The organism is Streptosporangium sp. NPDC003464, assembly GCF_053588315.1.
On the sequence record NZ_JBSFPS010000035.1, the window covers coordinates 12,497 to 37,624 of the forward strand.

The 25,128-nt window shown below is 70.7% G+C and carries 21 protein-coding genes; 14 read left to right on the forward strand and 7 right to left on the reverse strand.

Going from position 1 to position 25,128, the window contains the following annotated elements; all coding sequences use genetic code 11:
• Positions 1-39: 39 nt before the first annotated feature.
• The 12 genes from ACWDS7_RS10890 (at position 40) to ACWDS7_RS10945 (ending at position 11,861) form a co-directional block, all read left to right on the forward strand.
• Positions 40-1,107, forward strand: coding sequence for a glucose-1-phosphate thymidylyltransferase (locus tag ACWDS7_RS10890; RefSeq protein ID WP_451929092.1), 1,068 nt, complete (start codon positions 40-42; stop codon positions 1,105-1,107).
• Complete coding sequence (rfbB, locus tag ACWDS7_RS10895) at positions 1,107-2,105, forward strand: dTDP-glucose 4,6-dehydratase (RefSeq protein ID WP_451929093.1); 999 nt, start codon at positions 1,107-1,109, stop codon at positions 2,103-2,105. The genes ACWDS7_RS10890 and rfbB overlap by 1 nt, the downstream gene beginning before the upstream one ends.
• A 15-nt stretch (positions 2,106-2,120) precedes the next feature.
• On the forward strand, positions 2,121-3,149 hold the full coding sequence (locus tag ACWDS7_RS10900; RefSeq protein ID WP_451929094.1) for an NAD-dependent epimerase/dehydratase family protein: 1,029 nt from the start codon (positions 2,121-2,123) through the stop codon (positions 3,147-3,149).
• 319 nt (positions 3,150-3,468) lie between these two features.
• Entirely contained in the window at positions 3,469-4,122 is a 654-nt protein-coding gene (locus ACWDS7_RS10905; protein WP_306860691.1) for a phytanoyl-CoA dioxygenase family protein, read from the forward strand.
• Positions 4,123-4,157: 35 nt separating this feature from the next.
• A complete protein-coding gene (locus ACWDS7_RS10910) occupies positions 4,158-5,429 on the forward strand; it encodes a nucleotide disphospho-sugar-binding domain-containing protein (RefSeq protein WP_451929095.1) in 1,272 nt (423 codons plus the stop codon).
• Positions 5,426-6,424 (forward strand): SDR family NAD(P)-dependent oxidoreductase, encoded by a 999-nt coding sequence (locus ACWDS7_RS10915; protein ID WP_306860695.1) that lies wholly within the window; start codon positions 5,426-5,428, stop codon positions 6,422-6,424. Before ACWDS7_RS10910 ends, ACWDS7_RS10915 begins: the two co-directional genes overlap by 4 nt.
• A complete protein-coding gene (locus ACWDS7_RS10920) occupies positions 6,421-7,143 on the forward strand; it encodes a class I SAM-dependent methyltransferase (protein WP_451929096.1) in 723 nt (240 codons plus the stop codon). The genes ACWDS7_RS10915 and ACWDS7_RS10920 overlap by 4 nt, the downstream gene beginning before the upstream one ends.
• Entirely contained in the window at positions 7,140-8,141 is a 1,002-nt protein-coding gene (locus ACWDS7_RS10925) for an aldo/keto reductase (RefSeq protein ID WP_451929097.1), read from the forward strand. Before ACWDS7_RS10920 ends, ACWDS7_RS10925 begins: the two co-directional genes overlap by 4 nt.
• Positions 8,131-8,832 carry an FkbM family methyltransferase gene (locus tag ACWDS7_RS10930; protein WP_306860701.1) on the forward strand — a complete coding sequence of 234 codons (702 nt, stop codon included), beginning with the start codon at positions 8,131-8,133 and terminating at the stop codon, positions 8,830-8,832. The genes ACWDS7_RS10925 and ACWDS7_RS10930 overlap by 11 nt, the downstream gene beginning before the upstream one ends.
• Positions 8,826-9,773, forward strand: coding sequence for a phytanoyl-CoA dioxygenase family protein (locus tag ACWDS7_RS10935; protein WP_306860703.1), 948 nt, complete (start codon positions 8,826-8,828; stop codon positions 9,771-9,773). Before ACWDS7_RS10930 ends, ACWDS7_RS10935 begins: the two co-directional genes overlap by 7 nt.
• Positions 9,770-10,591, forward strand: coding sequence for a class I SAM-dependent methyltransferase (locus ACWDS7_RS10940; protein ID WP_451929116.1), 822 nt, complete (start codon positions 9,770-9,772; stop codon positions 10,589-10,591). Before ACWDS7_RS10935 ends, ACWDS7_RS10940 begins: the two co-directional genes overlap by 4 nt.
• 76 nt (positions 10,592-10,667) lie before the next feature.
• Entirely contained in the window at positions 10,668-11,861 is a 1,194-nt protein-coding gene (locus tag ACWDS7_RS10945) for a twitch domain-containing radical SAM protein (RefSeq protein WP_306860705.1), read from the forward strand.
• Between the two features lie 115 nt (positions 11,862-11,976).
• Here ACWDS7_RS10945 and ACWDS7_RS10950 read toward each other — a convergent pair whose 3' ends face one another.
• From ACWDS7_RS10950 to ACWDS7_RS10965, 4 genes are all read right to left on the reverse strand, one after another.
• Entirely contained in the window at positions 11,977-15,780 is a 3,804-nt protein-coding gene (locus ACWDS7_RS10950; RefSeq protein WP_451929098.1) for a type I polyketide synthase, read from the reverse strand.
• A gap of 47 nt (positions 15,781-15,827) precedes the next feature.
• The gene (locus ACWDS7_RS10955) at positions 15,828-16,862 is read right to left on the reverse strand and encodes a ketoacyl-ACP synthase III family protein (protein WP_306860709.1); all 1,035 of its coding nucleotides are present in this window, start codon (positions 16,860-16,862) and stop codon (positions 15,828-15,830) included.
• A 256-nt stretch (positions 16,863-17,118) separates the two neighbouring features.
• Positions 17,119-18,597 carry a multicopper oxidase family protein gene (locus ACWDS7_RS10960; protein WP_451929099.1) on the reverse strand — a complete coding sequence of 493 codons (1,479 nt, stop codon included), beginning with the start codon at positions 18,595-18,597 and terminating at the stop codon, positions 17,119-17,121.
• A gap of 26 nt (positions 18,598-18,623) precedes the next feature.
• On the reverse strand, positions 18,624-20,072 hold the full coding sequence (locus tag ACWDS7_RS10965; protein ID WP_451929100.1) for an NAD(P)/FAD-dependent oxidoreductase: 1,449 nt from the start codon (positions 20,070-20,072) through the stop codon (positions 18,624-18,626).
• Positions 20,073-20,266: 194 nt separating this feature from the next.
• Between ACWDS7_RS10965 and ACWDS7_RS10970 the strand changes: the two genes are divergently transcribed.
• Both ACWDS7_RS10970 and ACWDS7_RS10975 read left to right on the forward strand, forming a co-directional pair.
• Complete coding sequence (locus ACWDS7_RS10970) at positions 20,267-21,205, forward strand: putative sugar O-methyltransferase (protein WP_451929101.1); 939 nt, start codon at positions 20,267-20,269, stop codon at positions 21,203-21,205.
• Positions 21,190-22,155 (forward strand): NAD-dependent epimerase/dehydratase family protein, encoded by a 966-nt coding sequence (locus ACWDS7_RS10975; RefSeq protein WP_451929102.1) that lies wholly within the window; start codon positions 21,190-21,192, stop codon positions 22,153-22,155. The genes ACWDS7_RS10970 and ACWDS7_RS10975 overlap by 16 nt, the downstream gene beginning before the upstream one ends.
• Here ACWDS7_RS10975 and ACWDS7_RS10980 read toward each other — a convergent pair.
• From ACWDS7_RS10980 to ACWDS7_RS10990, 3 genes are read right to left on the reverse strand one after another with little or no spacing between them, the layout of a single operon-like run.
• The gene (locus ACWDS7_RS10980) at positions 22,115-22,729 is read right to left on the reverse strand and encodes a dTDP-4-dehydrorhamnose 3,5-epimerase family protein (protein ID WP_451929103.1); all 615 of its coding nucleotides are present in this window, start codon (positions 22,727-22,729) and stop codon (positions 22,115-22,117) included. The genes ACWDS7_RS10975 and ACWDS7_RS10980 overlap by 41 nt on opposite strands.
• A 6-nt stretch (positions 22,730-22,735) precedes the next feature.
• Positions 22,736-23,992 carry a methyltransferase domain-containing protein gene (locus tag ACWDS7_RS10985; protein WP_451929104.1) on the reverse strand — a complete coding sequence of 419 codons (1,257 nt, stop codon included), beginning with the start codon at positions 23,990-23,992 and terminating at the stop codon, positions 22,736-22,738.
• A gap of 14 nt (positions 23,993-24,006) precedes the next feature.
• Positions 24,007-25,128: a DegT/DnrJ/EryC1/StrS family aminotransferase gene (locus ACWDS7_RS10990; protein ID WP_451929105.1), complete on the reverse strand. Its 1,122-nt coding sequence runs from the start codon at positions 25,126-25,128 to the stop codon at positions 24,007-24,009.

Here is a 25,128-nt window from a genome sequence, read left to right on the forward strand (position 1 = left end):
CCAGCCTGTCATTCTGGGCCCGTCCTTCAGAGCCGACTCGTGAAGGCGCTTGTGCTGGCGGGCGGGGTCGGCTCGCGCTTACGGCCGATCACTCACACCTTGGCCAAGCAGCTCCTTCCGATCGCCAACAAGCCCGTGCTGTTCTACGTCCTGGAGTCGATCCGCGACGCCGGGATCCGCGAGGTGGGGATCGTCGTCGGCAACACCACCGCGCAGGAGATCGAGAAGGCGGTCGGGGACGGCTCGGACTTCGGGCTGGAGGTGACCTACCTGCTGCAGAACGAACCGCGCGGGCTGGCGCACGCCGTCCTCATCGCCTGCGACTACCTCGGCGACGACGACTTCGTGATGTACCTGGGCGACAACTTCGTCGTCGGCGGCATCAACGACCTCGTCGACCGCTTCCGCCGCGGACGTCCCGAGGCCCAGGTCATGCTCACCAAGGTGGCCGAACCCCACGCGTTCGGCGTCGCCGAGATGAACGAGGACGGCCGGGTCGTCGGCGTCGAGGAGAAGCCCCGGCACCCCAAGAGCGACCTCGTCCTGGTCGGCGTCTACGTTTTCAGCCCGGCCGTGCACAAGGCGATAGCGGAGATCAAACCGTCCTGGCGGAACGAACTGGAGATCACCGACGCGATCCAGTGGCTGATCGACCAGGGGCACCGCGTCGAACCCACGGTGATCTCGGGCTACTGGCGGGACGCCGGGAGCCTCGGCGACATCCTTGAGCTGAACCGCTTCGTCCTGGAGGGCATCGAGTCCTCCGTGGTGGGCGAGGTGGACGCGGCCAGCGAGCTGATCGGTCACGTCGTGGTGGAGCCCGGCGCGGTCGTCTCCGGCTCCCGCATCGTCGGCCCGGTCGTCCTCGGCGCCGGATCGGTCGCCCGTAACTCCTACCTGGGGCCGTTCACCTCCATCGACCGCGACTGCACGGTGATCGACAGCGAGATCGAGTGCTCGATCGTGCTGCGCGGCGCCCGCATCGAGGGGGTCGGCCGCGTCGAGTACTCGCTGATCGGCCGCGAGACGCGGGTGACCGCCGCCGACATGCCCAGAGCCCACCGACTCGTCCTGGGCGACCACAGCGACGTGCAGGTCAGCGGCTGATGCCCCGCGTCCTCGTCACCGGCGGCGCCGGTTTCATCGGCTCGAACTACGTCCGCGAACTGCTCTCCGGCGCCTACCCGGCCTGGCGCGACGCCGAGGTCACCGTCCTGGACAAGCTGACCTACGCGGGCAACCCGGCCAACCTGGAAGCCGTCAAGGACCGGCTCACCTTCGTCCACGGCGACATCTGCGACGAGAAACTCCTCGCCGACCTCGTGCCCGGCCACGACGTGGTGCTCAACTTCGCCGCCGAGTCGCACGTCGACAGGTCCATCGTCAGCTCCGCCGAGTTCGTGCGCACCAACGTGCTGGGCGTCCAGGCCCTCATGCAGGCCTGCCTGGACGCGGGCGTCTCCCGCGTCGTCCAGGTCTCCACCGACGAGGTCTACGGCAGCATCGACACGGGCTCGTGGGACGAGGAGACGCCCCTGGCGCCCAACTCCCCGTACTCGGCGGCCAAGGCGGGCGGCGACCTGATCGCCCGCGCCTACGTCCGCACGCACGGGTTGCCGGTCAGCATCACCCGCTCCGGCAACAACTACGGCCCCTACCAGTATCCGGAGAAGGTCATCCCGCTGTTCGTCACCCACCTGATGGAAGGGCGGGACGTGCCGCTCTTCGGGGACGGCCGCAACGTGCGTGACTGGATCCACGTGGACGACCACTGCCGCGGGATCCAGGTCGTCGCCGAGCACGGGGAGGTCGGCGAGGTCTACCACATCGCGGGGACCGCCGAACTGAGCAACCTGCAGCTCATCCAGCGCCTGCTCGACGCCTGCGGCGCCGGCTGGGACCGGGTCGAGCGGGTCCCCGACCGCAAGGGCCACGACCGCCGTTACTCGTTGTCGGACGCCAAGGTGCGGCGGCTGGGCTACGCGCCCCGCGTCGCGTTCGAGGACGGCCTGCTCCGGACGGCCCGCTGGTACGAGGCCAACCGCGACTGGTGGGAGCCGCTCAAGCGGCGGACCGGCGGAGCAGACGTCCATAGCCGCCCATAGCCTCAAGGAGCCCGAATGACTCATTGCCTGGTGACCGGCGGAGCCGGTTTCATCGGCTCCCATCTGGTGGAGCGCCTGCTCGGGGACGGGCACGCGGTCACCGTTCTCGACGATCTCAGCGGCGGCAGCAGGGGCCGCGTTCCCGCCGGCGCCGACCTGGTCGTCGGCTCGGTGACCGACGAGGCGCTCGTCGACTCCCTGTTCGCCGAGCGCCGCTTCGACCGGGTCTTCCATTTCGCCGCGTTCGCGGCCGAGGCGATCAGCCACTCGGTCAAGAAGCTCAACTACGGCACGAACGTGATGGGCAGCATCAACCTGATCAACGCGTCGCTGCAGACGGGGGTGTCGTTCTTCTGCTTCGCCTCGTCGGTGGCGGTGTACGGCCACGGCGAGACGCCCATGCGGGAGTCCTCGACCCCGGTCCCGGCCGACAGCTACGGGAACGCCAAACACGTGGTCGAGCGCGAGCTCGAAGTGACGATGCGGCTGCAGGGGCTGCCCTTCACCGCCTTCCGCATGCACAACGTGTACGGCGAATGGCAGAACATGCGCGACCCCTACCGCAACGCGGTGGCCATCTTCTTCAACCAGATCATGCGCGGCGAGCCGATCACGGTCTACGGGGACGGCGGCCAGGTGCGGGCGTTCACCTACGTCCAGGACGTCGTGGACGTGGTGAGCCGGGCCCCGGAGACCGAACGCGCCTGGGGCCGGGCCTTCAACGTGGGTTCGGCGAGCACCAACACGGTGCTGGAGCTGGCGCAGGCCGTACGCGCCGCGGCCGGGGTGCCCGAGCACCCCATCGCGCACCTGCCGGCCCGGGACGAGGTGAAGGTGGCCTACACGGCCACGGAAGAGGCCAGGTCGGTGTTCGGGGACTGGAGCGACACGCCGTTGTCCGAGGGCCTCGCGCGGACCGCGAAGTGGGCGGCCGAAGCCGGCCCGACGGAACTGAAATCGTCCTTCGACATTGAAATCGGCGGCCATCAGGTGCCGGAATGGGCGCGGTTCGTGGAGAAACGGCTGGGCTCGGCCGGGAGTTGACTGTGGTGAAAACACTAGTCCCCTTCCCCAAATGAATGGATAGGGTCAAGTTCTATGAACCGCGGAGTAATTGCACGCCGGACGCGGGGAGCGGAGCCCTGGATAAACGGTTCCGAATATGACGGATTTCGTCATGCCGACGGCTCCGCCCAGGATTATCCGCTGAATCGGGATCCGGCGGACCGGGCCCGTGCTCTCTCCGCGCCGTTCCCACACGCCAGGCGCATTCTCAGACCCGGGGCGCCGGAGGGCACGGACGCCCCGGCGTGCGACACCGTCACCGTCCGCCGAAGGGATTGACCAAACGATGAGCCCGGTGGTGCGAGACCATAGCCGGCAGGTCCTGCGGTTCCGCGAAGACGGCTTCGTCTGCGCCGGACCCGTGTTCGACGACGACGTGGTGCGGCGGCTCAGAGCGGGCGCGGAGAGGCTGATCTCCCGCTTCACGGAGCAGGGACACGTCTCCGACGACTACTGGAACTACGAGGTCGACGGGGAACCCCCGGTGCTGTACCGCATCCACAACCTTGAGAAGCAGGACTGGCCGGAGGCCGAGCTGCTGTTCCGGGCGGAGTTGAGCGACCTCGCCGCCGAGTTCATCGGTTCCCCCGCCGTCCCGACGGCTTTCGCGCTGGTGCTCAAGGAGCCGTACCGGGCGGCCGGGGTGCCCTGGCACCGGGACCGCGCCGACGTCGCGCCCCACACGGTGTGCAACCTGAGCGTCTGCCTGGACACGGCGGGCCCGGAGAACGGGTGCCTGGAGGGGGTCCCCGGTTCGCACCTGCTGCCGGACGACGCGGACGTCGTGTCGGTGCGCGACGGCGGCCCCAGGACGCCGATCGCCGTACAGGAGGGCGACGTCGTCGTGCACGACGTCCGGCTCGTGCACGGGTCGGGACCGAACCCCACCGAGAAGTGGCGCAGAACGATCGTCATCGAGTTCGCGGACCCCGAGATGTCCCTCACGTCCTGACCGTCCGGCCATCGAACACCGCCAGAAGGGATCTCATGAGGGTTCTGTTCACCGTGTCCAACTGGGCCGGGCATTACATGTGCATGGTGCCCCTGGCGTGGGCGTTCCGCGCGGCCGGGCACGAGGTCCGGGTGGCGTGCCCACCGCAGCAGGTGCAGGGGGTCGCCTCGACGGGGCTGATGCCCGTGTCGGTGCTCGACGCACCCGACATGATGGAGAGCGCCCGGCTGGCCTTCTACGTCCAGGCGCTCTACACCCCGCAGCAGACTCCCGAGGTGCCGCTGCCGCTGCACCCGTTCACGGGGGAGGCGCTCGCCTCGCTCCGCGACTTCGACACGAGCCTGCTGGGCGACTTCTGGAAGGACACGGTCACCTCGATCCAGCGCAGCTACGACGGCGCCGTGAACTTCGCCGCCGCCTGGCGCCCCGATCTGGTGGTGCACGACATCATGGCGGTGGAGGGCGCGCTGATCGGCGCGCTCCACGACGTGCCCAGCGTCTACTTCTCGCCGGGCTTCATCGGCACGATCGAGACCGAGCCGGGGCTCAACCTCGTGGCCAACGACCCCCTCTCGTGCTTCGAGAAGTACGGCGTGGACTGGACCCGCCACAAGATCAAATATGCGGTGGACCCCTCGCCGGACGTGGCCGTCCCCCCGATGGGCGACGCGCTGCGCATCCCCATCAGATACCAGCCCTACAACGGGGCGCAGGATCTGGACCCCTGGATGTTCGGTCCCGCGAAGGGGAAACGGATCTGCCTGGTCTGGGGCAACTCGGCGACGGGCGTCTTCGGCGAGCAGCTCCCCGCGCTGCACCACGCGATCGACTCCGCCGCCCAGCACGGCGCGGAGGTCGTGCTCACCGCGGCCCTGTCGGAGGTGGAGCGCCTCGGCCCGCTCCCGCCGAACGTGCGGGTGCTGCGCAACTGCCCGCTCGAACTGATCCTGCCGAGCTGTGACCTGCTCATCCACCACGGCAGCGCCAACTGCTACATGAACGGGCTCGTGATGGGCATCCCGCAGCTGTCCCTGGCCCTCAACTACGACGGGCGGATCTACGGCAGGCGGCTCGACCCGTTCGGGGCGACCAAGACGTTGCCCGGCCTGACGGCCACCCGGGAGGAGATCGACAAGGCCCTCGGCGCCGTGCTGTTCGATCGGCAGTACGGCCGGGAGGCCGCCGTCATGCGTGACTCCCTCGCCACTGCGCCGACCGCCACGCAGGTGGCCGACCTGCTCATCAGGCTCGCGGCGACGGGCGGACTGACCGGCGAGGACGTCGCCGAGCTTGCGGCCGCCCGATGACGGCCACGACCATGGAAGGCGCGCGGGTCGTCGTCACGGGCGGCGCCGGCTTCATCGGGTCCCACCTCTGCGAATCGCTGATCGCCCAGGGCTGCTCGGTGATCTGCGTGGACAACATGTCCACCGGCGATCCGGAGAACCTCGCGGAGGTCGAGCGCTCACCGCGGTTCCGGCTGGTCCAGGCGGACGTCACCGAGCCGTTCACCGTCGACCAGCCGGTCGACCACGTCGTGCACCTCGCCTCGCCGGCCTCGCCGCTCGACTACCTCCGCATGCCGCTGGAGACGCTGCGCGTGGGTTCGGCGGGCACCGAGAACGCCCTGCGGGTGGCGGTGGCGCACCGGGCGCGTTTCGTGCTCGCCTCGACGTCGGAGGTCTACGGCGACCCCGCGCAGCACCCCCAGCTGGAGTCGTACTGGGGCAACGTGAACCCGGTGGGCCCACGCGCCGTGTACGACGAGGCCAAACGCTACGCCGAGGCGCTGACGGCCGCCTACCGCCGCACGCTCGGCGCCGACACGGCCATCGCCCGGCTGTTCAACAGCTTCGGGCCGAGGATGCGCCGCAACGACGGCCGTATCGTGCCGACCTTCATCGACCAGGCCCTGACCGGCAGGCCGCTGACCATCAACGGCTCCGGCGAGCAGACCAGATCTCTGTGCTACGTGGACGACACGGTCAGGGGCCTGCTGGCCCTGATGTGCAGCTCGGTGCCCGGGCCGGTCAACATCGGCGCCACCCAGGAGCTCTCCGTGCGCGAGATCGCCGAGCTGATCGCCCGGGAGGTCGGGGTCGAGCTCCGCACCGTGTCCCAGTGCCTGCCGGTCGACGAGCCGGGCCGGCGCTGCCCCGACATCGAGGCGGCCAGGACCCAGCTCGGCTGGAAACCGGAGATGCACGTCGCCGAAGGGCTGCGCCGGACCCTTGAATGGTGGTCGACAGCCTACGCCGGAGGGACACCCAGCCGGATGGACACCGCGAGTGAGGTCGTATGAGCAACGTGAAGCAGACGTCGAAGAAGCCCCCGCTGCAGAGCATGGGTGATCTCAACTGGGTGTGGGAGTGGAGCTCGCCGGAGGAGATGCAGATCCAGCTCGCCGGCACCCAGCCCAGGGACGAATACCTGCGGGACCGCGTCGACCGGGCGGACTGGGTGGCCGAGCGGTTGGGGCTGACCCCGGAGGAGGAGATCTTCGAGATCGGCAGCGGCGAGGGGATCATGGCGAAGGTGCTCGCCCCCCGGGTGCGCAGCGTGCTCTGCACCGACGTCAGCCAGTCGTTCCTCGGCAAGGCGCGCGTCACCTGCCGGGACCACGCCAACGTCTCCTACCACCACATCGAGAACGACTTCCTGGAGAAGCTGCCCACGGCCGGCTTCGACGCGGGGTTCTCGCTCAACGTCTTCATCCACTTCAACGTCTTCGAGATCTACCTCTATCTCCGCGAGATCAGGCGGATCCTGCGGCCCGGCGGCCGCTTCGGCTTCAACTTCGTGGACCTCGGCGAGGTGACGCGCGACTTCTTCCACCACTACGCGGAGCGCTACCGCGAGGCCAACCCGGTGGAGTTCAAGGGCTTCCTGACCTGGCACGGGGCCGACCTCATCGTCAAGATCGCCAAGGAGGCGGGGCTGACCCCCCTTCTCGACGAGTTCGTCGACGAGCAGGGCGTCGGCTTCCTGATCCTGCGGCGCGACGAGGAGCCGGCCGCGTGAAGCACCGCTCTCTCGGCGCGGACGGTCCTCCGGTCTCCTCGATCTGCCTGGGCACCTGGGCGCTCAGCGGCCTGTGGGGCGGACGGATCGAGCCCGGGGTGGAGGCCGTACGCCGCGCCTTCGACCTGGGCGTGAACTTCTTCGACACCGCCCACGCGTACGGCGGCGGCGCCGCCGAGGCCGCGCTCGCCCGGGGGCTGGGCGACCTGCTGCGCGGCCGCCGCGCGGAGGTGGTGATCTCGACCAAGGGCGGCCTGGAGACCCGCGGGAACACCGTCGTCCGCAACAGCGACCCCGCCTTCCTGCGCGCCAACCTCACCGACAGCCTGCGCACCCTGGGCACCGACTACGTGGACGTGTTCTTCGTCCACTGGCCCGACCCGACCGTCCCGCTGGCGGAGACCGCGGGCGTGCTGACGGACTTCGTCAAGGAGGGCCTGGTACGGCACGTGGGGGTCTCCAACTTCTCGGTGGCGGAGATGACCGAGTTCGCCGCGGCCGCTCCCGCGGACGTCGCGCAGGTCCCCTTCAGCCTGCTCGCCCGTGGCGCCGAGCGGGACGTCCTGCCCCACTGCCGGGACGCCGGGGTGGGGATCATGGGCTGGTCGGCGCTCGCCCACGGCCTGCTGACCGGCGCGCTGCGGCCGGACCACTCCTTCGCCCACGACGACTGGCGCGCCTACTCCCCGATGTTCAAGGGGGAGCGGTTCGCCCGGCTGCTGAAGCTGGTGGACCTCCTGACGGCCTTCGCCGCCGAACGCGGCTGCACCGTGGCCCAGCTCGCGCTGGCGTGGGTGCTCAGCCACCCCGCGGGGGTGGTGCCCGTCGTCGGGGCCCAGTTCCCCGAGCACATCGAGGACAGCGTGAAGGCGGTGGAGGTCCGGCTCACCGAGGCGGACCTGGCGGAGCTCGACCGCCTGGTGGCGGACGCGCCGTCGGTGGGACCGGAGGCCGGGCCGCCGAGCAGGACCGGGGACGGTGGCGGACATGCGGCCTGAGGCGGGACTCGCCGGGATGAACGACTGGTACGACGAGCTCACCGTGCAGATCATCGAACGGGTCTGTTCCCCGACCGCCAACACCGTCGACATCGGCGCCGGCGGCGGGGACATCCTCGCGCATCTCCTCCGCGCCGCGCCGCGGGGCCGGCACTTCGCCGTGGAGCCGCTCCCCGAGCTCGCCGACCGCCTCGACCGGGAGTTCCCCGGCGTCACCGTGGTGCGGGCCGCGGCCTCGGACCGGACGGGACGGGACGGCTTCGTGCACGTGCTCTCCAACCCCGGCTACAGCGGGCTGCGGCGCAGGCCCTACGACCGGGAGAACGAGACCCTGGAGGACATCGTCGTCGACACCGTGCGGCTGGACGAGGTCGTCCCCGCTGACGTGCGCGTCGACCTGATCAAGATCGACGTGGAGGGCGGGGAGGTGGTCGCCCTGCGTGGCGCCGCCGAGCTGCTGCGCCGCTGCCGCCCGGTCGTCGTCTTCGAGCACGGCGGCGACCGCACCATGCGGGAGTACGGCACGACCAGTGCCGACCTGTGGGCGCTGCTGGTCACGGAACTGGATTACGGACTGCACACCCTCCCCGGGTGGCTGGAGCGCTCGCCCGCCCTCGACGCCGGGGACTTCGCCGCCGCACTGCGGGAGCAGTGGTATTTCGTCGCGGACCAGAGAGGCCAGGCATGGTGAACCCGAATACCGCGGCACGGCCGGAGGACACCGTCCTGCCCGAGTGCCACATCCGGGAGACAGGCGTGCTCCCCGAGCACCTGACCGCGTTCCGGCGGCAGGGGGTGCTGGCGCTGCGCGGCCTGCTCGACCCCGTCGAGCTGGAGGCCGTGCAGGAGGCCGCCGGGTCGCTGATCGACGACGCGTGGCGCACCCGGTCCATGACCGACACCATCTGGACCCAGGAGCCCGACCACCCCGACGCGGCCCCGGTCCGGATCGAGTACGTGGTCGACAAGTCCCCGGTGATCGCCCGGCTGGCGGGCCACCCGCTCCTGCTGCGCGTGATGGAGGCCCTGGTCGGACCCAACCTCATCCCCACCTGGGACAGCATGGTGTTCAAGACCACGGCGGGCGCGCCCCGGCTGTCCTGGCACCGCGACGGCGAGATGTACGCCGACGCGGTGGGCGTCACCGGGGCGGGCCGGGTGATCGACGTCGGCGTCTACCTCGACCCGGCGCCGGAGGACAACTGCGTCTGGTGCATCCCGCAGTCCAACTACTGGGACGACGACCGGATCACCGCGACCGCCGAGCGGCTCAACGCCAGCGAATGGGACACCACGGGTGCGATCCCGGCGGTGATGCGGCCGGGTGACGTGCTCCTGCACAACATCCTGACGCTGCACGGCGCTCCGGCCGTGCAGGGCAAGCAGCGGCGGGTCGTCTACTTCGAGTATCGGCCGGCGGAGGTGGAGTGGCAGCTCGGCCCGCATGTCCCCGAATACGTCGGCCGCAAGCAGCAGGTGCTGCGCTCCTGCGTCGAGCAGCGCGCGGCGGCGCACGAGCACCGGGACGAGGAGCCCTTCGACTACTGCCCGGCCGAGCCGTTCCGGCACTGGGTGGGCCGCCCCGACCTCACCACGCTCCGCTTCCCCCACGAGGAGAACTGGCGTTGGTGAACCTACTGAACCGGGTGCCCGGCCTGTTCGGCGGCTCGCGGGCCGGCGCGGCGGAACGCTCCCTGGAGGAGGTCATGGCCGAGCGGTTCCGGGAGCGGGTCGACCCCCGGCCGGGCGACTGGGCCTACGCCCACCTGCTCGATCTGCGCCAGGCGCTCGCCGAGACGCTGCGCGACGCCTCCGGCCTCTGGCTCGACTACGGCGCGGGCACCGCCCCCTACCGGGATCTGTTCTCCACGGCGGAGGTGCGGACGGCCGACTTCCCCGACGGGGAGGCGTACCGGGCCGACCACGCGCTCGACCCCGACGGCCGCTGCCCCGTCCCGGACGGGACGTTCGACGGCGTGCTGTCCACCCAGGTCCTGGAGCACGTCACCGATCCGGACCAGTACCTGCGCGAGGTGTTCCGGCTGCTGCGGCCCGGCGGGCGGCTGGTGCTGTCGACCCACGGCGTGTGGGAGGAGCACGGCGGCCAGGACCTGTGGCGCTGGACCGCGGACGGCCTGGCCGTCCAGGCCGAGCGGGCGGGGTTCGCGGTCGACCGGACGACGAAGCTGACATGCGGCCCGCGCGGGCTGCTGCTCCTGCTCCGCCAACACGGGCGCGAGCACGGCTGGCCCGGGGGCGGCGCCGTCGGGCTGGCGCTGGGCGCCCTGTGGTGGATCGACCGCCTCCGGCCGCGGGCGGTCGACGACTACCTCCAGAACGCCTTCGCCGGCCTCGGCCGCAGCGAGGGACCGGCCGAGCCGTTCTACCTGGACATCCTGCTCGTCGCCAGGAAGCCCCCGGCGCGGGCCGCGGAGCCGGGCGACAGTTGAGCTTCCCCCGGCCGGCGGCGGGAGCCGTCGGCCGTCCCGTTGGAGTCGAATCCACCTGACCGGTTAGGGCACTGACATGACGAACGGCGAGGCAGCCGCGGGGAGCATGTGCGTGCTCCCCTGGATCCATCTGTGTGCGTCCATCGACGGCGTCTACGGCCGGTGCTGCGTGGACGACGCGATGTACCACAACGAGCTGTACGAGCAGCAGGACGAGCCGGAGTTCACGCTCAAGGAGGACGCGATCGGCTGCTCGCCCCGGTCCCGGTACGCGCGGGACAACCCGGACCGGGTCATGGGGGTGGAGGAGGCGTTCAACAGCCCCAACATGAAGCGGACCCGGCTGGCCATGCTCGCCGGGGAGCGGGTGGCCGCGTGCTCGTACTGCTACCACCGGGAGGACCGCGGCGCCCTGTCGTACCGGCAGGAGATCAACGAGCGCTTCCGGGACACGGTCGACTTCGACGCGCTGGCCGCCCGCACCGCGGCGGACGGCACGGTCGAGGACTTCCCGTTCTTCCTGGACATCCGGTTCGGCAACACCTGCAGCCTGCGCTGCGTGATGTGCACCTATCCGGTGAGCTCGGGATGGGGGGCCAAGAAGCGCCCGCCGTGGTCGTCGGCGGTGATCGACCCGTACCGCGACGACGAGGAACTGTGGAAGACGCTGCGGGAGAACGCCCACCTGATCCGCCGCCTCTACTTCGCCGGCGGCGAGCCGTTCATGCAGCCGGGGCACTTCGCGCTGCTCGACCTGCTGGTCGAGACCGGGAACGCCGGCAACGTGGACATCGTCTACAACTCCAACCTCACGGTCCTGCCCGAGTCGGTCTTCCCGAAGTTCCGGCACTTCAAGAGCGTCGGGATCGGCGCGTCCTGCGACGGCGTCGGCGAGGTCTTCGAGAAGATCCGGACGGGCGCCGACTGGGAGACCTTCGTCGGGAACGTGCGCCGCGCCAAGACCGAGGTGAAGCTGTGGCTGCAGGTGGCGCCCCAGCGGGACAACGTGTGGGGGCTGCGGGACCTGCTGGCGTTCGCCCGGGACGAGGGTCTGGACATCGACCTGGCCAACGTCGTGCAGTGGCCCGCCGATTTCTCGGTGACCAACCTGCCGGAGGCGGAGAAGGCGGCCGCCACCGACGAGCTGACCTCCCTCGTCGAGTGGTGCGCCGGCCTCGGCTGGGACAAACCCGCCGAGGACCTGCGGGCGCTGCGAACGTTCATGAACGCCGCCGATCCCACCGTCCTGGCCCACGAGGGAACGGTGTGAGCACGGCGGTCCGGGACTCCGGCCGCGGCTGGTGAACCGCTGAACGGGAGGGCCGGACGGCCCTCCCGTTCCCGTTTCTCCGTGGCTCCCGTTTCTCCGGGGCGCGCTCCTCCGGCTAGGAGGACGCCGCGGTCCCGGTCAGCAGCCCGACCAGGTGGTCGGCGATGGCGGTGACGGTGGGCCGCTGCCAGAACACGGTGGCGGGCAGGCTGTGCCCCAGGCGCTTCTCCAGCCGCCGCCGGATCACCACCGTCATGACGGAGTCGAGCCCCTGCTCGGCGAGCGGGCGCCGGAGATGCAGGTCCGCCACGGGCAGTCTCATCTCCTTGGCGATCTGGCCGCGGACCTCCTCCAGGACGCGCTCGCGCAGCAGTTCGGGCGGCAGGCCCGCGAACGACATGACCTCCTCCGCCGTTCCCGGCCCGTCGTCGGTGACGGCCGCCGGCGGCTGTTCGATCACGGGGTAGCGCAGGCCGGGAAGGCTCGCCAGCACCCGGCCCGCCTCGTCGGCGACCAGGGCGTCGACCGTGTCCGGCCGCTCGGGGTCGGGCACGACCTCGACGAGCACCGCCTCCGGCGGCAGGCCGGACACGGCCACCTCGTCGATGTGCACCACCATGCGCAGCAGCGGGATCCCGGGGAAGGCCGCCGGCGCTATGGACATGACCGCGTCCAGCACCGGCGCCCAGGTGGTGGTGTCCGCCGACCGCACGCGCGCCCGCAGGGCGCCGTTGCCCGACAGCAGCTCCTCGACGGTCCAGTCGAACCCGGTCGACGGCACGCCGACCTCGGCCAGCCGCCGGTGCACCAGGCCGGGGTCGGCCGGCTCCAGGCGGTACTCCCCCGGGTCCACCAGCGACCGCGTCCCGGCCGCGGCCGTCTCCGCGACCGTGGCGTCGGTGTGGACGAGCCAGTCGGGGTCCTCGCCGACGTCGTCGCCGACCGTCCGCGACGCGAGGCGTACGGCGGCGCCGTCGTGCACGACCTGGATCTCCCTGCGGCCGGCCGTCATCAGCGGGTGCCGCATCGCCACGTCGGTCAGCACCGGCGGCACGCCGTCGCGCGAGGCCGCGTCGAGGAAGGTGGCCACGAGCACGGCGGCCGGGACGATCTCCACGCCGTTGAGCGCGTGGCTCCCCGGGTAGGGGCGGTTGGCGTCGTTGAGGACGGTCCGCCACACCCGCAGCGGGCTCCCGGCGATACCGCTCCTGGCGCCCAGCAGGGTGGCGGACGCCACGTCGTGGCCGCGTCCTCCGGCTCCGGCCCGCCGGGCGGGCCGGTGCCAGTGCCTGCGGTGCCGCCAGGGGTAGACCGGCAGCGTGGCCAGTCCCCCCTCCGGGTGCAGGACCCGCCAGTCGACGCCGATCCCGTTGCAGTGCGCGCCGGCCAGGCCGGCGAGGAAGGCGCGGAGCTCCGGGGCGTTCCTGCGCAGCGTCGCGCCGACGAAGAAGTCCTCGGAGCCGATCTCGGCCAGCGTCTCGTGGATCGAGTGCGTCACCACCGGGTGCGGCGAGATCTCGACGAACGCGCGGTGGCCGTCGCCGGCCGCCGCGGTGACGGCGGCGGCCAGGCGCACCGGGTTGCGGAGGTTCGCCGCCCAGTAGGCGCCGTCGGCCGTCATCGCCGCGCGCGGGTCGTCCAGGGCGGTGGTGTAGATCGGGATGCGCGGGCTCCGCGGCGTGAGGCCGGCCGCGGCGGCCGCCAGGTCGGCGAGCAGCGGGTCCATGTGCGGGCTGTGGAAGGCCACGTCGGAGGCGACCCTGCGCACCCCGACGCCCTCGGCCGACCACCGTTCGATCAACGCCTCGATCGCGTCCTGGCCCCCGGAGACCACCGTCGAGACCGGTGAGGAGGCGATCGCGGCCACCAGGTCGTCGTGGTCGCCCAGCCGCGCGGCGGCCTCCTCGAACGGCAGGGTGACCATCGCCATCGCGCCCTTGCCCGAGGCCCGGCGCAGCAGCGACGAGCGGCGGCAGATCAGCCGGGCGCCCTCCTCCACCGTCAGGATCCCCGCGGTGACGGCCGCCGGGATCTCCCCCACCGAGTGTCCGATCACGGCGTCCGGGGACACCCCGCGGGAGCGCCAGAGCTCGGCGAGCCCGAGCTGCATCGCGAAGATCATGGCCTGGACCCGGTCGACCTCGTCGAGGTCCCCGTCGAGGATCGCCTGCCGGGGGGAGAAGCCGATCTCCTCCAGGAAGATCGGTTCCAGGGCGTCGATCACCCCGGCGAACGCCGGCTCGGAGGCCAGCAGTTCCCGTCCCATACCGGACCACTGTGAGCCGTGCCCGGAGAAGACCCAGACCAGCTTCGCGTCCTGCGTGACGGGCGACCCGGTGACGGCGCCGTCCGCCGGCTCGCCGGCGGCCAGCCCGCGGAGTGCCGCGACGAGCCCGCCGCGGTCGGCGGCCACGGCGACCGCCCGGTGGGTGAGATGCGACCGGCGCAGGGCCAGGGTGTGCCCGGCGGAGGCCAGGTCGCCGCCCCGCGCGACGTGGTCGGCCAGCGCCCCCGCCCGGTCCCGCAGCGCGCTCTCCGAACCGGCCGACAGCGGGAAGAGCGTCTCGGTCCGGAGCGGGCCCGCCGGGCGCGGCGCCTGCCGTACCGGGGCCTGTTCGAGCAGTACGTGGGAGACGGTCCCGCCGTAGCCGAAGCCGGACACCCCAGCGCGGCGCGGATGCGCCCGCTCGGGCCACGGCGTGTGCCCGGTCACCAGGCGCAGCCCCAGCCGGTCCCACTCGATGGCGGGATTGGCCTCGGTGACCAGCAGGTTGGACGGGATCTCCGCGTGGTCCAGTGCGAGGATCGCCTTGATGACCCCGGCGATGCCGGCGGCGCCCTCCAGGTGGCCGATGTTCGACTTCACCGAGCCGATCAGGCACGGCTCCTCGCGGTCCCGCCCGTACACGGCGCCGATCGCCGCCGCCTCCATCGGGTCGCCGAGCGGGGTCCCGGTGCCGTGGGCCTCGACGTAGCCGACCGTGCCCGGCTCGACCCCCGCCGAGCGCAGGGCCCCGGCCATGACGTGCTCCTGCGCCTGGCCGCACGGCGCCATGATCCCGTTGGTCCAGCCGTCCTGGTTGACCGCGCTGCCACGCACCACGGCCAGCACCCGGTCGCCGTCGCGCTCGGCGTCGGCCAGCAGCTTCAGCACCACGACCCCGCAGCCCTCGCCGCGGCCGTACCCGTCGGCTGTGGCGTCGAACGACTTGCTCCGGCCGTCGGGCGCCAGGGCGCCCGCGGCGCCCAGCGTGAGCGACTGCCCCGGCGAGACGAGCAGGTTCACCCCGCCGGCCAGCGCGAGCGTGCTCTCCCCCAGCCGCAGGCTCTGCGCGGCCAGGTGCAGGGCCACCAGCGACGCCGAGCAGGCGGTGTCCACGGTGAGGCTCGGTCCGCGCAGGTCGAGCGCGTGGGAGACGCGGTTGGAGACGGCGCAGGTCGCGGCGCCGATGCCGGTCCAGGCGTCGATGCTCGGCAGGTCCTCCAACTGGCGGCCGCCGTAGTCGTAGGTGCAGACGCCGGCGAAGACACCCGTGTCGGTCCCGGCCAGTTCCTCTGGCGGGATGCCCGCGTGCTCCAGAGCCTGCCACGCCACCTCCAGCAGGATCCGCTGCTGCGGGTCCATCAGCTCGGCCTCGCGCGGGGAGATCCTGAAGAACTCCGCGTCGAAGCCGTCGATCTCGGTCAGGAAGTTCCCCGCCCGGATCACCCGCCGCAGGGCGGCCTCGAACTCGGGGCCCAGCTCGCGGTAGCCGTCCCAGCGCTCCGGCGGCACCTCGCCCGTGGTGTTGCCGCCGCGGGCGAGCAGCTCCCAGAACTCCTCGGGTGAGTTGACGTCTCCGGGAAGGCGGCAGCCGATTCCGATCACGGCGACCGGCTGGGGGGCCGCCGGGGGCGGCTGGAGTCCCTTGAGTTCCACGAGCATCCTCTGCTGTCGGATTTCTGAACGGATGAGGCCCTGGGGCGTCACTTCTCCCACGCCGGCGACTCCAGGACCTGGACGATCACGCAGGACACGACGAGGCCGGGCGCGGTGCCGAGCATCAACATGTGGTCGCCCGGTCCCAGCTCGCCCGTGCGGACCAGGTGCTCGAAGGACAGGATGTGGTCGCTCGCGCCGCAGTGCCCGATGGTCCGGCCGAACTCCCAGGTCGAGCGGGTCATCGGCAGGCCCCAGGCGGCCATGACGCGCTGCTCGACGACCTCCCTGGAGTAGTTCATGAAGGCGACCCGCGTGATGTCGCCGATCTCGATGCCCGACTCCTCCAGGGCCTGGTCGACCAGGGCAGTCGTGTGCTCGGGCATCGTGGCCATCGCCACCGACGCCGGGCTCCGGGTGGCGAACTGCTGCCCGATCCGGGCGCTGAAGTCGGTGGGGCGTCCCCGGGTGATGCTCGGCGGGAACAGCGGCTCGTCACCGCGGTGCAGCGCCTCCGCCTCCGGGATCGTCCTCGAACACACCGAGCGGAGCCGCGCGAACCCGGGCCGCTTGGTCAGGACCAGCGCGCAGGCGGCGTCCCCGCCGATGAAGCCGGGCCCCATCCGCCAGCGGTCGATCAGCGGCGTGCCGTAGTTGTCGGCGGCGACGAGCAGCGCGCCGGTGCGCTCGGGTACGGCCAGCAGATGGCTCGCCGCCAGCTCCATCGCGCTGAACAGGCCGTTGCACCCCTGGCGGATCTCCAGCGCCAGCAGGTCGCCGCCCACCAGGTGCCGCTGCAGGTAGGAGTGCGGCGGCCAGCCGTCCGGGCCCTGGTGCCAGGTGCTGGCGTACAGCAGCAGATCGAAATCCAGGGGAGAACCGCCCCACCGCTTGACCGCCTGCTGCGCGGCGCGCAGCGCCATTTCCGGGGGCGGTATCTCACCCGCGACCGCCGCGCCGCCCAGCTCGTGCGACTTCACGTCCTCCGCGGGGTAGAGACCGCGCTCGACGGCCCATTCGACATTCACGGTCGGCGGGACGAAGGCTCCCAGGGCGCTGATGAAAACATTCGGTGTACGCACGGATCAATCTTTCCAATCTCTATGCGGCCCCTTTCGGCGCGTGTTAACCCTATAATCTGAAATGAAAAACTGATTTAGGAATTCACCTAGGAATTCCTGTCCGCCAGATTTACCGGCGTTTGCGTGAGGCTTTCACGCGGCCCGCGGCGGACGCGCGGGTCGCGGCGCCGCTGACATGCCGCAGGCCCGGGTCTTCGCGGTGAAGACCCGGGCCGGGGCGTGCGGCGGCGCCACGTCCCTGGGATCCGTCCAAGGATCAGGGAATGATCTCCATCTGGGCCATCATGCCCAGCGCCGAGTGCTCCAGATAATGGCAGTGATACATGTACCGCCCCGTATAAGGCGTCTGGAAGGTCATCTGGATGCGCACCGTCCCTCTCGGCGGGAGATACACGGTGTCCTTGAGCCCGGCGTCCTCGGGGAGCGGCGGGCCGCCGTCCCTGCTCAGCACCTGGAACTGCACCAGGTGCATGTGGAAGGGGTGGTCGAAGGGGATCGGTGTCACGTCCGCGTTGACGATCTCCCAGATCTCCGTGGCGCCCTGCTTGACCTGCAGGTCCACCCGGTCCGGGTCGAACGGCCTGCCGTTGACCAGGCCGACCGGCGGCCTGGCCGACATGTCGAAGCTCATCGACACCTGACGCTCGACCGTGGCGGCGCCGAGCGCGGGCAGCGGGACCAGCTCGGCGGGCACGCTGCTGCGATCCCGCCCGTGCGCGGCCGACACGTCGAAGCGCAGGATCGGGTTCTCCCCCTCATACAGGTACAGCGGGCTGTCGTCCAGCCGCCCGGAGAAGTCCACCACGATCTCCACCCGCTCGCCGGAGGAGATCACCAGCTCCTCCCGTGACACCGGCGCGGGGAGCAGCCCCCCGTCCGAGGCGATCTTCGTCATCGGCACGCCGCCCATGTTCAGCCGGAAGACGTGCTTGAGGGAGGCGTTGAGCAGCCGGAACCGGTATTTGCGCGCGGCGACCGGGAAGTACGGCTGCGCCTTGCCGTTGGCCAGGACGGTCGTCCTGTTGTCGGGGTGGCCGAAGACCAGGGCGCCCTTCTCGTCGAACTGGGCGTTGCGCAGCATGATGGGCACGTCGTACTTGCCGCTGGGCAGGTTGAGGCGCCTGTCGGCCTTGTCGTGGATCAGGTAGAAGCCGTGCAGGCCGCGGTAGACGTGGTCGGCCTCCAGGCCGTGCGTGTGGTCGTGGTACCACAACGTCGCGCCGCGCTGCGTGTTCGGGTAGTCGTACACCCGGGTCGCCCCGGGTGCGATGAGGTCCATGGGATGGCCGTCGTTGGCCGCCGACACGTGGCCGCCGTGCAGGTGCACGTTGGTCAGCTGGTCCAGCTCGTTGACGAAGGCGACCTTCACCGGGCGGCCCGCCCTGGCCCGGATGGTCGGGCCGACGAACTGCCCGCCGTAGGTGAGCGCGGGGGTGCGCAGGCCGGGGATGATGTCCACCTCCGCCGCCCGGATGGGCAACGTGTAGGTGTCCACGCCTCCCGTCGTCCGCGAGGGCCTGAGCACGGGCGGCACGGGCATCCGCTCGGTGAACGGGGTGAAGGTCACGTGCGTGGCGCCCACCGTGCCGGCGGAGGGCTGTGGCACGTGGCCGCCGTGGTGCCCCTGGTGCCCGATCCCGGACAGGGCCGTCGGGGTGTCCCCGAGGAAGCGCAGCACTGCGCCACCGCCCAACGCGGTGACGCCGAACGCGAGTAAGCGCCGTCGGTTCAGCATGTGAGTTCCTACCGGGGGTCGGGGCTTCAGCTCAGCGGCCGGGTCCGCCCGATGCCCAGCGTGGGGCTGGTCCTCAGGTACAGGCCGGTGGTGGAGTCGAACAGGTCGTGGGCGTCGAGCTTGCCGGGCGCCTCGCTGACGGGCGCGTTCAACGTGTTGGCCGAGGCCATGAGGCGGGCCTGCTCGGCGGCGAGGAACAGCTGCTGGACCGAGTTGTCCTGATCCGCGGTGGGCTGGGCGATGCCCTCGTGCCGGCCCTCCGCGGCGTCGTCCATGTCGGCGATCCCCGCGACGAGCTGGGCGAACGCCCTCGCCCCGTCGACCTTCTCGTACTCGGTGTCGGCCCTGTCGTGCACCAGCGCGTCGGCCAGCGCGAAGTAGGACTCCTTGCCCGCCTGCTGCTGGTAGACGCCCGCGACCAGGGTGAACAGGCGCTCGTAGGCGTTGCGGTAGAGGGACTCGTAGAAGGCGCGGGCCTCCTCCTCGCTGACGTCGCCGTTGAGCGTGCCCAGGATGGACGCGGCGGCGAGCATGCCGCTGTAGAGCGCCAGGTGCACGCCGGTGGACAGCAGCGGGTCGAGGAAGCAGGCGCTGTCGCCCGCGGCGAAGTATCCGGGCCCGCAGAAGCTGTCGGCGACGTAGGAGAAGTCCTGCTCGACCCGGACGCCGGGCTGGTAGGTCCCGTTCTCGAGCAGGCCGCGCACCGAGGGCGACTCCTCGACCAGCGACGCGAGCATCGCTTCGAGGGACTCGTGCGCCTTGCGCCGCTCCAGGAACCGCGTCTGATGGGTGACGAACCCGACGCTGTAGCGGTCGCCGCGCAGCGGGATCACCCAGTACCAGCCGTCGGGGGCCGAGATCACGTTGATGCCGCCGGCCGGGGAGCCGGGGAGCAGCGCCCCGCCCTGCCAGTAGCCCCAGATGGCGACGTTCTTGAACGTCTCGGTCGGACGGCGGTTCTTGAAGTGCTGCGAGGGGATCAGCCCGGCGCGCCCCGACGCGTCGACCACGAAGTCGAACTCGGTGGTGCGCAGCTCGCCGGACTCGGGATCGGCCCACTCGGCCGCGACGGCACGGTCGCCGTCGAACAGCACCCTCTTCACCGTGGCGCCCTGGACGATCTCGGCGCCCTGTTTCGCGGCGTTGTTCAGCAGGACGTGGTCGAATTCGTCGCGGTCGACCTGCCAGGACCGCACGCCGGGGCCGAAGATCTTCGACCAGTCGATCGCCCAGTCCTCCTTGCCCCAGCGCAACATCACGCCGTTCTTCTCGGTGTAGCCACAGGCGTCGACCTCGTCCAGCGCACCCACGTAATCGACGATCGTCCGGCACGAGGAGGCGATGGACTCGCCGATGTGGTAGCGGGGGAACGTCTCCTTCTCCAGCAACCGCACCGACAGACCCGCTCTGGCGAGCAGGGCCGCAGCGGTCGATCCGGCCGGGCCTCCGCCGATGACCAAGACTGTGCTGGGCATTGAGCTCCGATCATAAAGTTCGCAACGGCCTGAATGGCGCGGGCTATGTGAATGGACGCCCACTCTACGTGCCGCCGAAAATTGGGATCAATAACCCGTGAAAGGTCTAGTAGAACCGCTAGTGCGGCGCCACCGCCCTAGGTCGTACCGGCGACGATTGCTATCGTTGGCCCTCCATCCCGTAAGGAAAACCAATGGACGACGAGTATGGCCGGAGCCCGCTCTGGGAACGGTACGGCAGGACCAAAGTGACGAAGGAGGCCGTCACCGATCTGGCCAACTTCAAGTCCAACGAGGTGAACTTCAAAATGGCCCTCTGGGATCCGGGGGTCAATGGCGTGAGGTATCTGAAGACCTTGGTCTTCAATCTGAGCGCCGGCCTGAGCGAGGCCAACCGGGCCAGGCTCCGCAGAATTCACAACCGTGAAGTGGGAAATCCCATCGCCGTCAGATACGACGGTGAAACGGTCTGCATGGACTATTTACAGGCCGTGTTCGAGGTGGAGTTCCTGGCCGGCCACCTCGACCTGGACGGATCGGCGGTCCTGGAGATCGGCGCGGGGTACGGCCGGACCTGCCACGCGATCATGTCCAACCACGATCTCGCCTCCTACCACATAGTCGATCTGGAGAACTCGATCCAGCTCTGCCGGGCCTACCTGGGGACGGTGCTGGAGGAGGAGCGGTTCGCGAGGATCCACTTCCACTCCGTGGACGAGGCGGGCGGGGTCGACGCCCTGTTCCGGGACCTGAGTTTCGACCTGTGCATCAACATCGACTCGTTCGCCGAGATGAACGCGCGGACGGTACGCGCCTACCTCGACCGCATCGCGGTGACCTGCCGCCACCTCTACGTGAACAATCCGGTCGGGAAGTATCTGGACAAGAGCCTGGACGGCCACTCCCAGGGGGACGAGGTCGTCGCCCTGGCGCTGAGCACCGGGCCGCTGCGGGACGTCATCGACATCCACGACAACCGCGCGGTCGAGGCGCAGTCGCGCAAGTTCGTCACCGCCTACAGGCCGGGCGACGGCTGGCGGTGCGTCGCCGAGGGCCGGTCCGTTCCGTGGACCTACTACTGGCAGGCGCTCTACCGCAACGACAGAGGCGTGGGCGGATGGCCCGGCCGCTGATCACGGTGCTCGGCGCCTCGGGGTTCGTGGGCTCTGCCGTTCTGACAGCGCTCGCCGAGCGCCCGGTCAGCGTGCGGGCCGTCTCTCGCAGGCCGGCCGCGGTGCCCGCCGCCGGTCCGGCCGAGTTCGAGGTGCGCACGGCCGACCTCACCGACGCCGAGAGCCTCGCGGCGGCGGTGGCCGGGTCCGACGCGGTGATCAATCTCGTGCTCGACGCCTCCGGCTGGCGCGGGGCCGACGACGACTCCGCGACCGCGCGGGTGAACGTGGACGTGATGCGCGACCTCGTCGGGTGCCTGCGGGCGGGCCGTAAAGAACGTCCCCCGGTGGTCGTGTCCGCCGGTTCGGTCTCCCAGGTGGGTCCGCCGCCCAGGTCACCGATCGACGGCACCGAGCCCGACCGTCCCCAGACCTCCTACGACCGCCAGAAGCAGTCGGCGGAGGGCCTGCTCAAACGCGCCTCGCACGCGGGGACCGTCCGCGGCGTCTCCCTGCGGTTGCCCACGGTGTTCGGCGACGGCCCCGACCGGGGCGTGCTGGCGACGATGGCACGCCGCGCACTGGCCGGTGAGGCGCTCACCATGTGGCATGACGGCACGGTCGAGAGAGAGCTGCTCTACGTCCACGACGTGGCGGACGCCTTCGTCGCGGCACTCGACCACGCGGACGCCCTGGCCGGCGGGCACTGGCTCCTCGGGCGCGGCCGGGGCGAACGGATCGGCGACGTCTTCCGGACCATCGCCGACCTCGTGTCCGCGCATACGGAGCGCCCGCCGGTCCCGGTCGTCTCCGTCCCGCCACCCGCGGACGCCCGACGGACCGACTTCCACAGCGTGGTGGTCGACTCGTCGGCGTTCCGCTCGGTCACGGGGTGGCGGCCCCGGGTGCCGCTGCGCGAGGCCCTCACCCTCATGGTGCGTGCCCTGGCCGGAAGCCCGCCTCAATCTTGACGCACGTCCGGTAGTCCGGCAGCAGGCCGGCGGCCAGGGCCTGGTCGAGGCGGGGCGCCGTCCGGTCCCGGTCGGACAGGACGGGCTCGACGTCCTCGGGGATGGGCAGGTTCAGCGCGGGGTCGAACGGCGACAGCGCCAGCTCGTTCTCCGGCACGTACTCCTGGGACAGGGTGTAGGACATCATGCTGTCGTCCTCCAGCGCGACGAACAGGTGGCCGACGCCCACCGGGAGGTAGAGCGAGCGGCGGTCCCGGGAGTCGAGGACGACGGCGTCCCACCGCCCGAACGTGGGGGACCCGACCCGCACGTCGACGACCATGTCGAGCACCCTGCCCCGCGGGCAGTGGACGTGCTTGGCGGTGCCGGGCGGCGCCGCCGTGAAGTGCAGGCCCCGGACCACGCCCCGGCGGGAGACGCTGTAGCTGAGCTGCCGCGCCGGGAACAGCGGGTATCCGACCGTCTCGACGAACGCCGACTCCTCGTACGGTGACAGGAAGACCCCCCGGTGGTCCGGGAAGACGGTCGGGGTGAAGGCGAACGCGCCCTCGACCGCCAGCTCGCGTGCGTGCATGTCGGCTCAGCTCTCCACGTGAACCCTGGGAACGTAGAGGATCCACCGGCCACCGGCCCTGCGGAACTCCTGCTCCTTGGCCATGATCTCGTCCGCGTGGTTCCAGGCGAACAGCAGCGCGTAGTCGGCGGCGGAGGCGGAGAACGCCTCCGCCGGCCGGACCGGGATGTGCGCCCCGGGGGTCAGCCGGCCCTGCTTCGTCGGCGTCGTGTCGCAGACCCACGACACCAGCTCGGGTCCGATACCGCAGAAGTTGGTCACGGTCGCGCTCTTGGCGGTCGCGCCGTAGGCGACGACCCGCTTCCCCTCCGCCTTCAGCCGCCGGAGCAGGGCGAGCAGGTCGTCGCGGATGCCGTTGACGTCGGCCGCGAAACGGCCCAGCCGCTCCGGGCTCGCGACGCGGCGGTCCTCCTCCTCGGCGATCAGCCGGGCGACGCTTCCGGCGGGCCTGCGGGCCCCGGCCCGCGCGATCGTGTAGCGCACCTCGCCACCGTGCACCGGCAGCCGCTCCACGTCGACCAGCTCGAACCCGAAGCGCCCGGCCATCGCCTGCACCGAGCGCGCGGTGAAGAAGAAGAAGTGCTCGTCGTAGATCTGGTCGAACGATGTCTTCTCCAGGATGTCCCCCAGGTAGGGGTCCTCGAAGACGAAGACGCCGTCGGGGGCGAGCAGCGCGTCGACCCCCTGGAAGACAGACTTCAGGTAGGGGATGTGGCAGATCGTGTTGGCCGCGTAGATGACGTCGGCCGGGCCCTCGGCCGCACGGACCTCGACCGCGGTCGACTCCTCGAAGAAGTCGCCACGCACCCGCAGGCCGCCCGCCCTGGCCACGTCGGCCACCTTCCCGGACGGCTCGAAGCCCAGGTGCCGGACGCCGGCCTCGTGGATGGTCCGCAGCAGCACCCCGTCGTTGGAGCCGATCTCGACCATGAAGGGATCGGGCCCGGTCAGCTCGGTCTCCAGAAAGCGGCGCGCGGTGTGCGCGAAGTGTTTCTGCATCACCGACGACCCGGACGAGTAGTACGGGTAGTCCTCGTGGAACATCTTCTCCCGCGGGACCTCCTCCATCAGCTGGACCATCGTGCACGCCTCGCACACGCCGACCGAGAGATGGAAGAAGAACTCCCCGGCCAGGTCCGGCTCGCCGAGGAATCGGTCGGAGAGCGGCTGGCGGCCGAGGTCGAGGAACTCCACGACGGTGCCCTCGCACACCCGGCACGTGCCCGTGGGCCGTGTCCCTCCAACAGCAGCAGCAGACATCATGATCTCCTTAACCGTCAGAGTGTCGCCAGCACCTCGCGCAGCGCGCCGATCACCTTGTCCTGGAGGTCGATCGGCATCGACGGGTACATGGGGAGAGAGAAGATTTCCTTCGCCAGCCGTTCGGTGACGGGCAGTGAGCCGTCCGCGTATCCGAGACGCGAGAAACCCGTCATGGTGTGAACCGGCCAGGGGTAGCTGATGTTCAGCAGAATATCGTGATTCTTCAGCTGTTCGATGATTCTGTCGCGCTGTGGATGGCGCACCACGTAGAGGTAATAGACGTGTTCGTTCCCGGCGGTCACCCGCGGCAGCACGAGACCGGTCGATCCGATGACGTCGCGCAATCCCTCGGCATAACGGGCGGCCACCGCGCGGCGGCCCGCGATGTAATCGTCGAGGCGCCGGAGTTTCCGCCGCAGAATCTCCGCCTGCACCTCGTCCAGACGGCAGTTGTGACCGGGCGTCTGGACGACGTAATAAACTCTGTCCATTCCGTAATAGCGCAGCTGCCGCAGGCTCCGCTCGACGGCCGGGTCGCCGGTCACGACCGCGCCGCCGTCCCCGTAGGCGCCCAGCACCTTGGTGGGGTAGAAGGAGAACATGGCGGCGGTGCCCATCGTGCCGGCGGTCCGGCCGTGGTGGCGGGCGCCGTGCGCCTGGGCGCAGTCCTCCAGGACGGACAGGCCGTGCTCGGCGGCCAGCCTTTCGAGCGGGGCCATCTCCACGCACTGGCCGTACAGGTGCACCGGGAGCAGCACCTTGGTCCGCGCGGTGATCGCGTCGGCCACCAGGCCGGAGTCCATCAGGTAGTCGTCCTCGCGCACGTCGACGAAGACCGGCGTGGCGCCCACGGCGTCGATCGCCAGGACCGTCGGGGCCGCCGTGTTGGAGACGGTGATCACCTCGTCGCCGGGGCCGACGCCCAGCGCCTGCAGGGCCAGCTTGATGGCGTTGGTGCCGTTGTCCACCCCCACGCAGTGGGGCATGCCGTGGTAGGCGGCGAATTCCTCCTCGAAGCGCCGGACGCTCTCGCCGAGCACGAGGTTTCCGGACTCGAAAACCGTCTCCACCGCGTCGAGGAGATCGGTCCGCTCCTTTTCGTATTCCGGCAGATAGTCCCACACTCGAATAGCCAT

What these genes read in the sequence shown, in the direction of transcription:
- rfbB (WP_451929093.1), top strand. Translation starts at nt 1,107, where the DNA reads ATGCCCCGCGTCCTCGTCACCGGCGGCGCCGGTTTCATCGGCTCGAAC.
- ACWDS7_RS10900 (WP_451929094.1), top strand. Translation starts at nt 2,121, where the DNA reads ATGACTCATTGCCTGGTGACCGGCGGAGCCGGTTTCATCGGCTCCCAT.
- ACWDS7_RS10910 (WP_451929095.1), top strand. Translation starts at nt 4,158, where the DNA reads ATGAGGGTTCTGTTCACCGTGTCCAACTGGGCCGGGCATTACATGTGC.
- ACWDS7_RS10915 (WP_306860695.1), top strand. Translation starts at nt 5,426, where the DNA reads ATGACGGCCACGACCATGGAAGGCGCGCGGGTCGTCGTCACGGGCGGC.
- ACWDS7_RS10920 (WP_451929096.1), top strand. Translation starts at nt 6,421, where the DNA reads ATGAGCAACGTGAAGCAGACGTCGAAGAAGCCCCCGCTGCAGAGCATG.
- ACWDS7_RS10930 (WP_306860701.1), top strand. Translation starts at nt 8,131, where the DNA reads ATGCGGCCTGAGGCGGGACTCGCCGGGATGAACGACTGGTACGACGAG.
- ACWDS7_RS10935 (WP_306860703.1), top strand. Translation starts at nt 8,826, where the DNA reads ATGGTGAACCCGAATACCGCGGCACGGCCGGAGGACACCGTCCTGCCC.
- ACWDS7_RS10945 (WP_306860705.1), top strand. Translation starts at nt 10,668, where the DNA reads ATGACGAACGGCGAGGCAGCCGCGGGGAGCATGTGCGTGCTCCCCTGG.
- ACWDS7_RS10960 (WP_451929099.1), bottom strand. Translation starts at nt 18,597, where the DNA reads ATGCTGAACCGACGGCGCTTACTCGCGTTCGGCGTCACCGCGTTGGGC.
- ACWDS7_RS10965 (WP_451929100.1), bottom strand. Translation starts at nt 20,072, where the DNA reads ATGCCCAGCACAGTCTTGGTCATCGGCGGAGGCCCGGCCGGATCGACC.
- ACWDS7_RS10970 (WP_451929101.1), top strand. Translation starts at nt 20,267, where the DNA reads ATGGACGACGAGTATGGCCGGAGCCCGCTCTGGGAACGGTACGGCAGG.
- ACWDS7_RS10975 (WP_451929102.1), top strand. Translation starts at nt 21,190, where the DNA reads ATGGCCCGGCCGCTGATCACGGTGCTCGGCGCCTCGGGGTTCGTGGGC.
- ACWDS7_RS10980 (WP_451929103.1), bottom strand. Translation starts at nt 22,729, where the DNA reads ATGCACGCACGCGAGCTGGCGGTCGAGGGCGCGTTCGCCTTCACCCCG.
- ACWDS7_RS10985 (WP_451929104.1), bottom strand. Translation starts at nt 23,992, where the DNA reads ATGATGTCTGCTGCTGCTGTTGGAGGGACACGGCCCACGGGCACGTGC.
- ACWDS7_RS10990 (WP_451929105.1), bottom strand. Translation starts at nt 25,128, where the DNA reads ATGGCTATTCGAGTGTGGGACTATCTGCCGGAATACGAAAAGGAGCGG.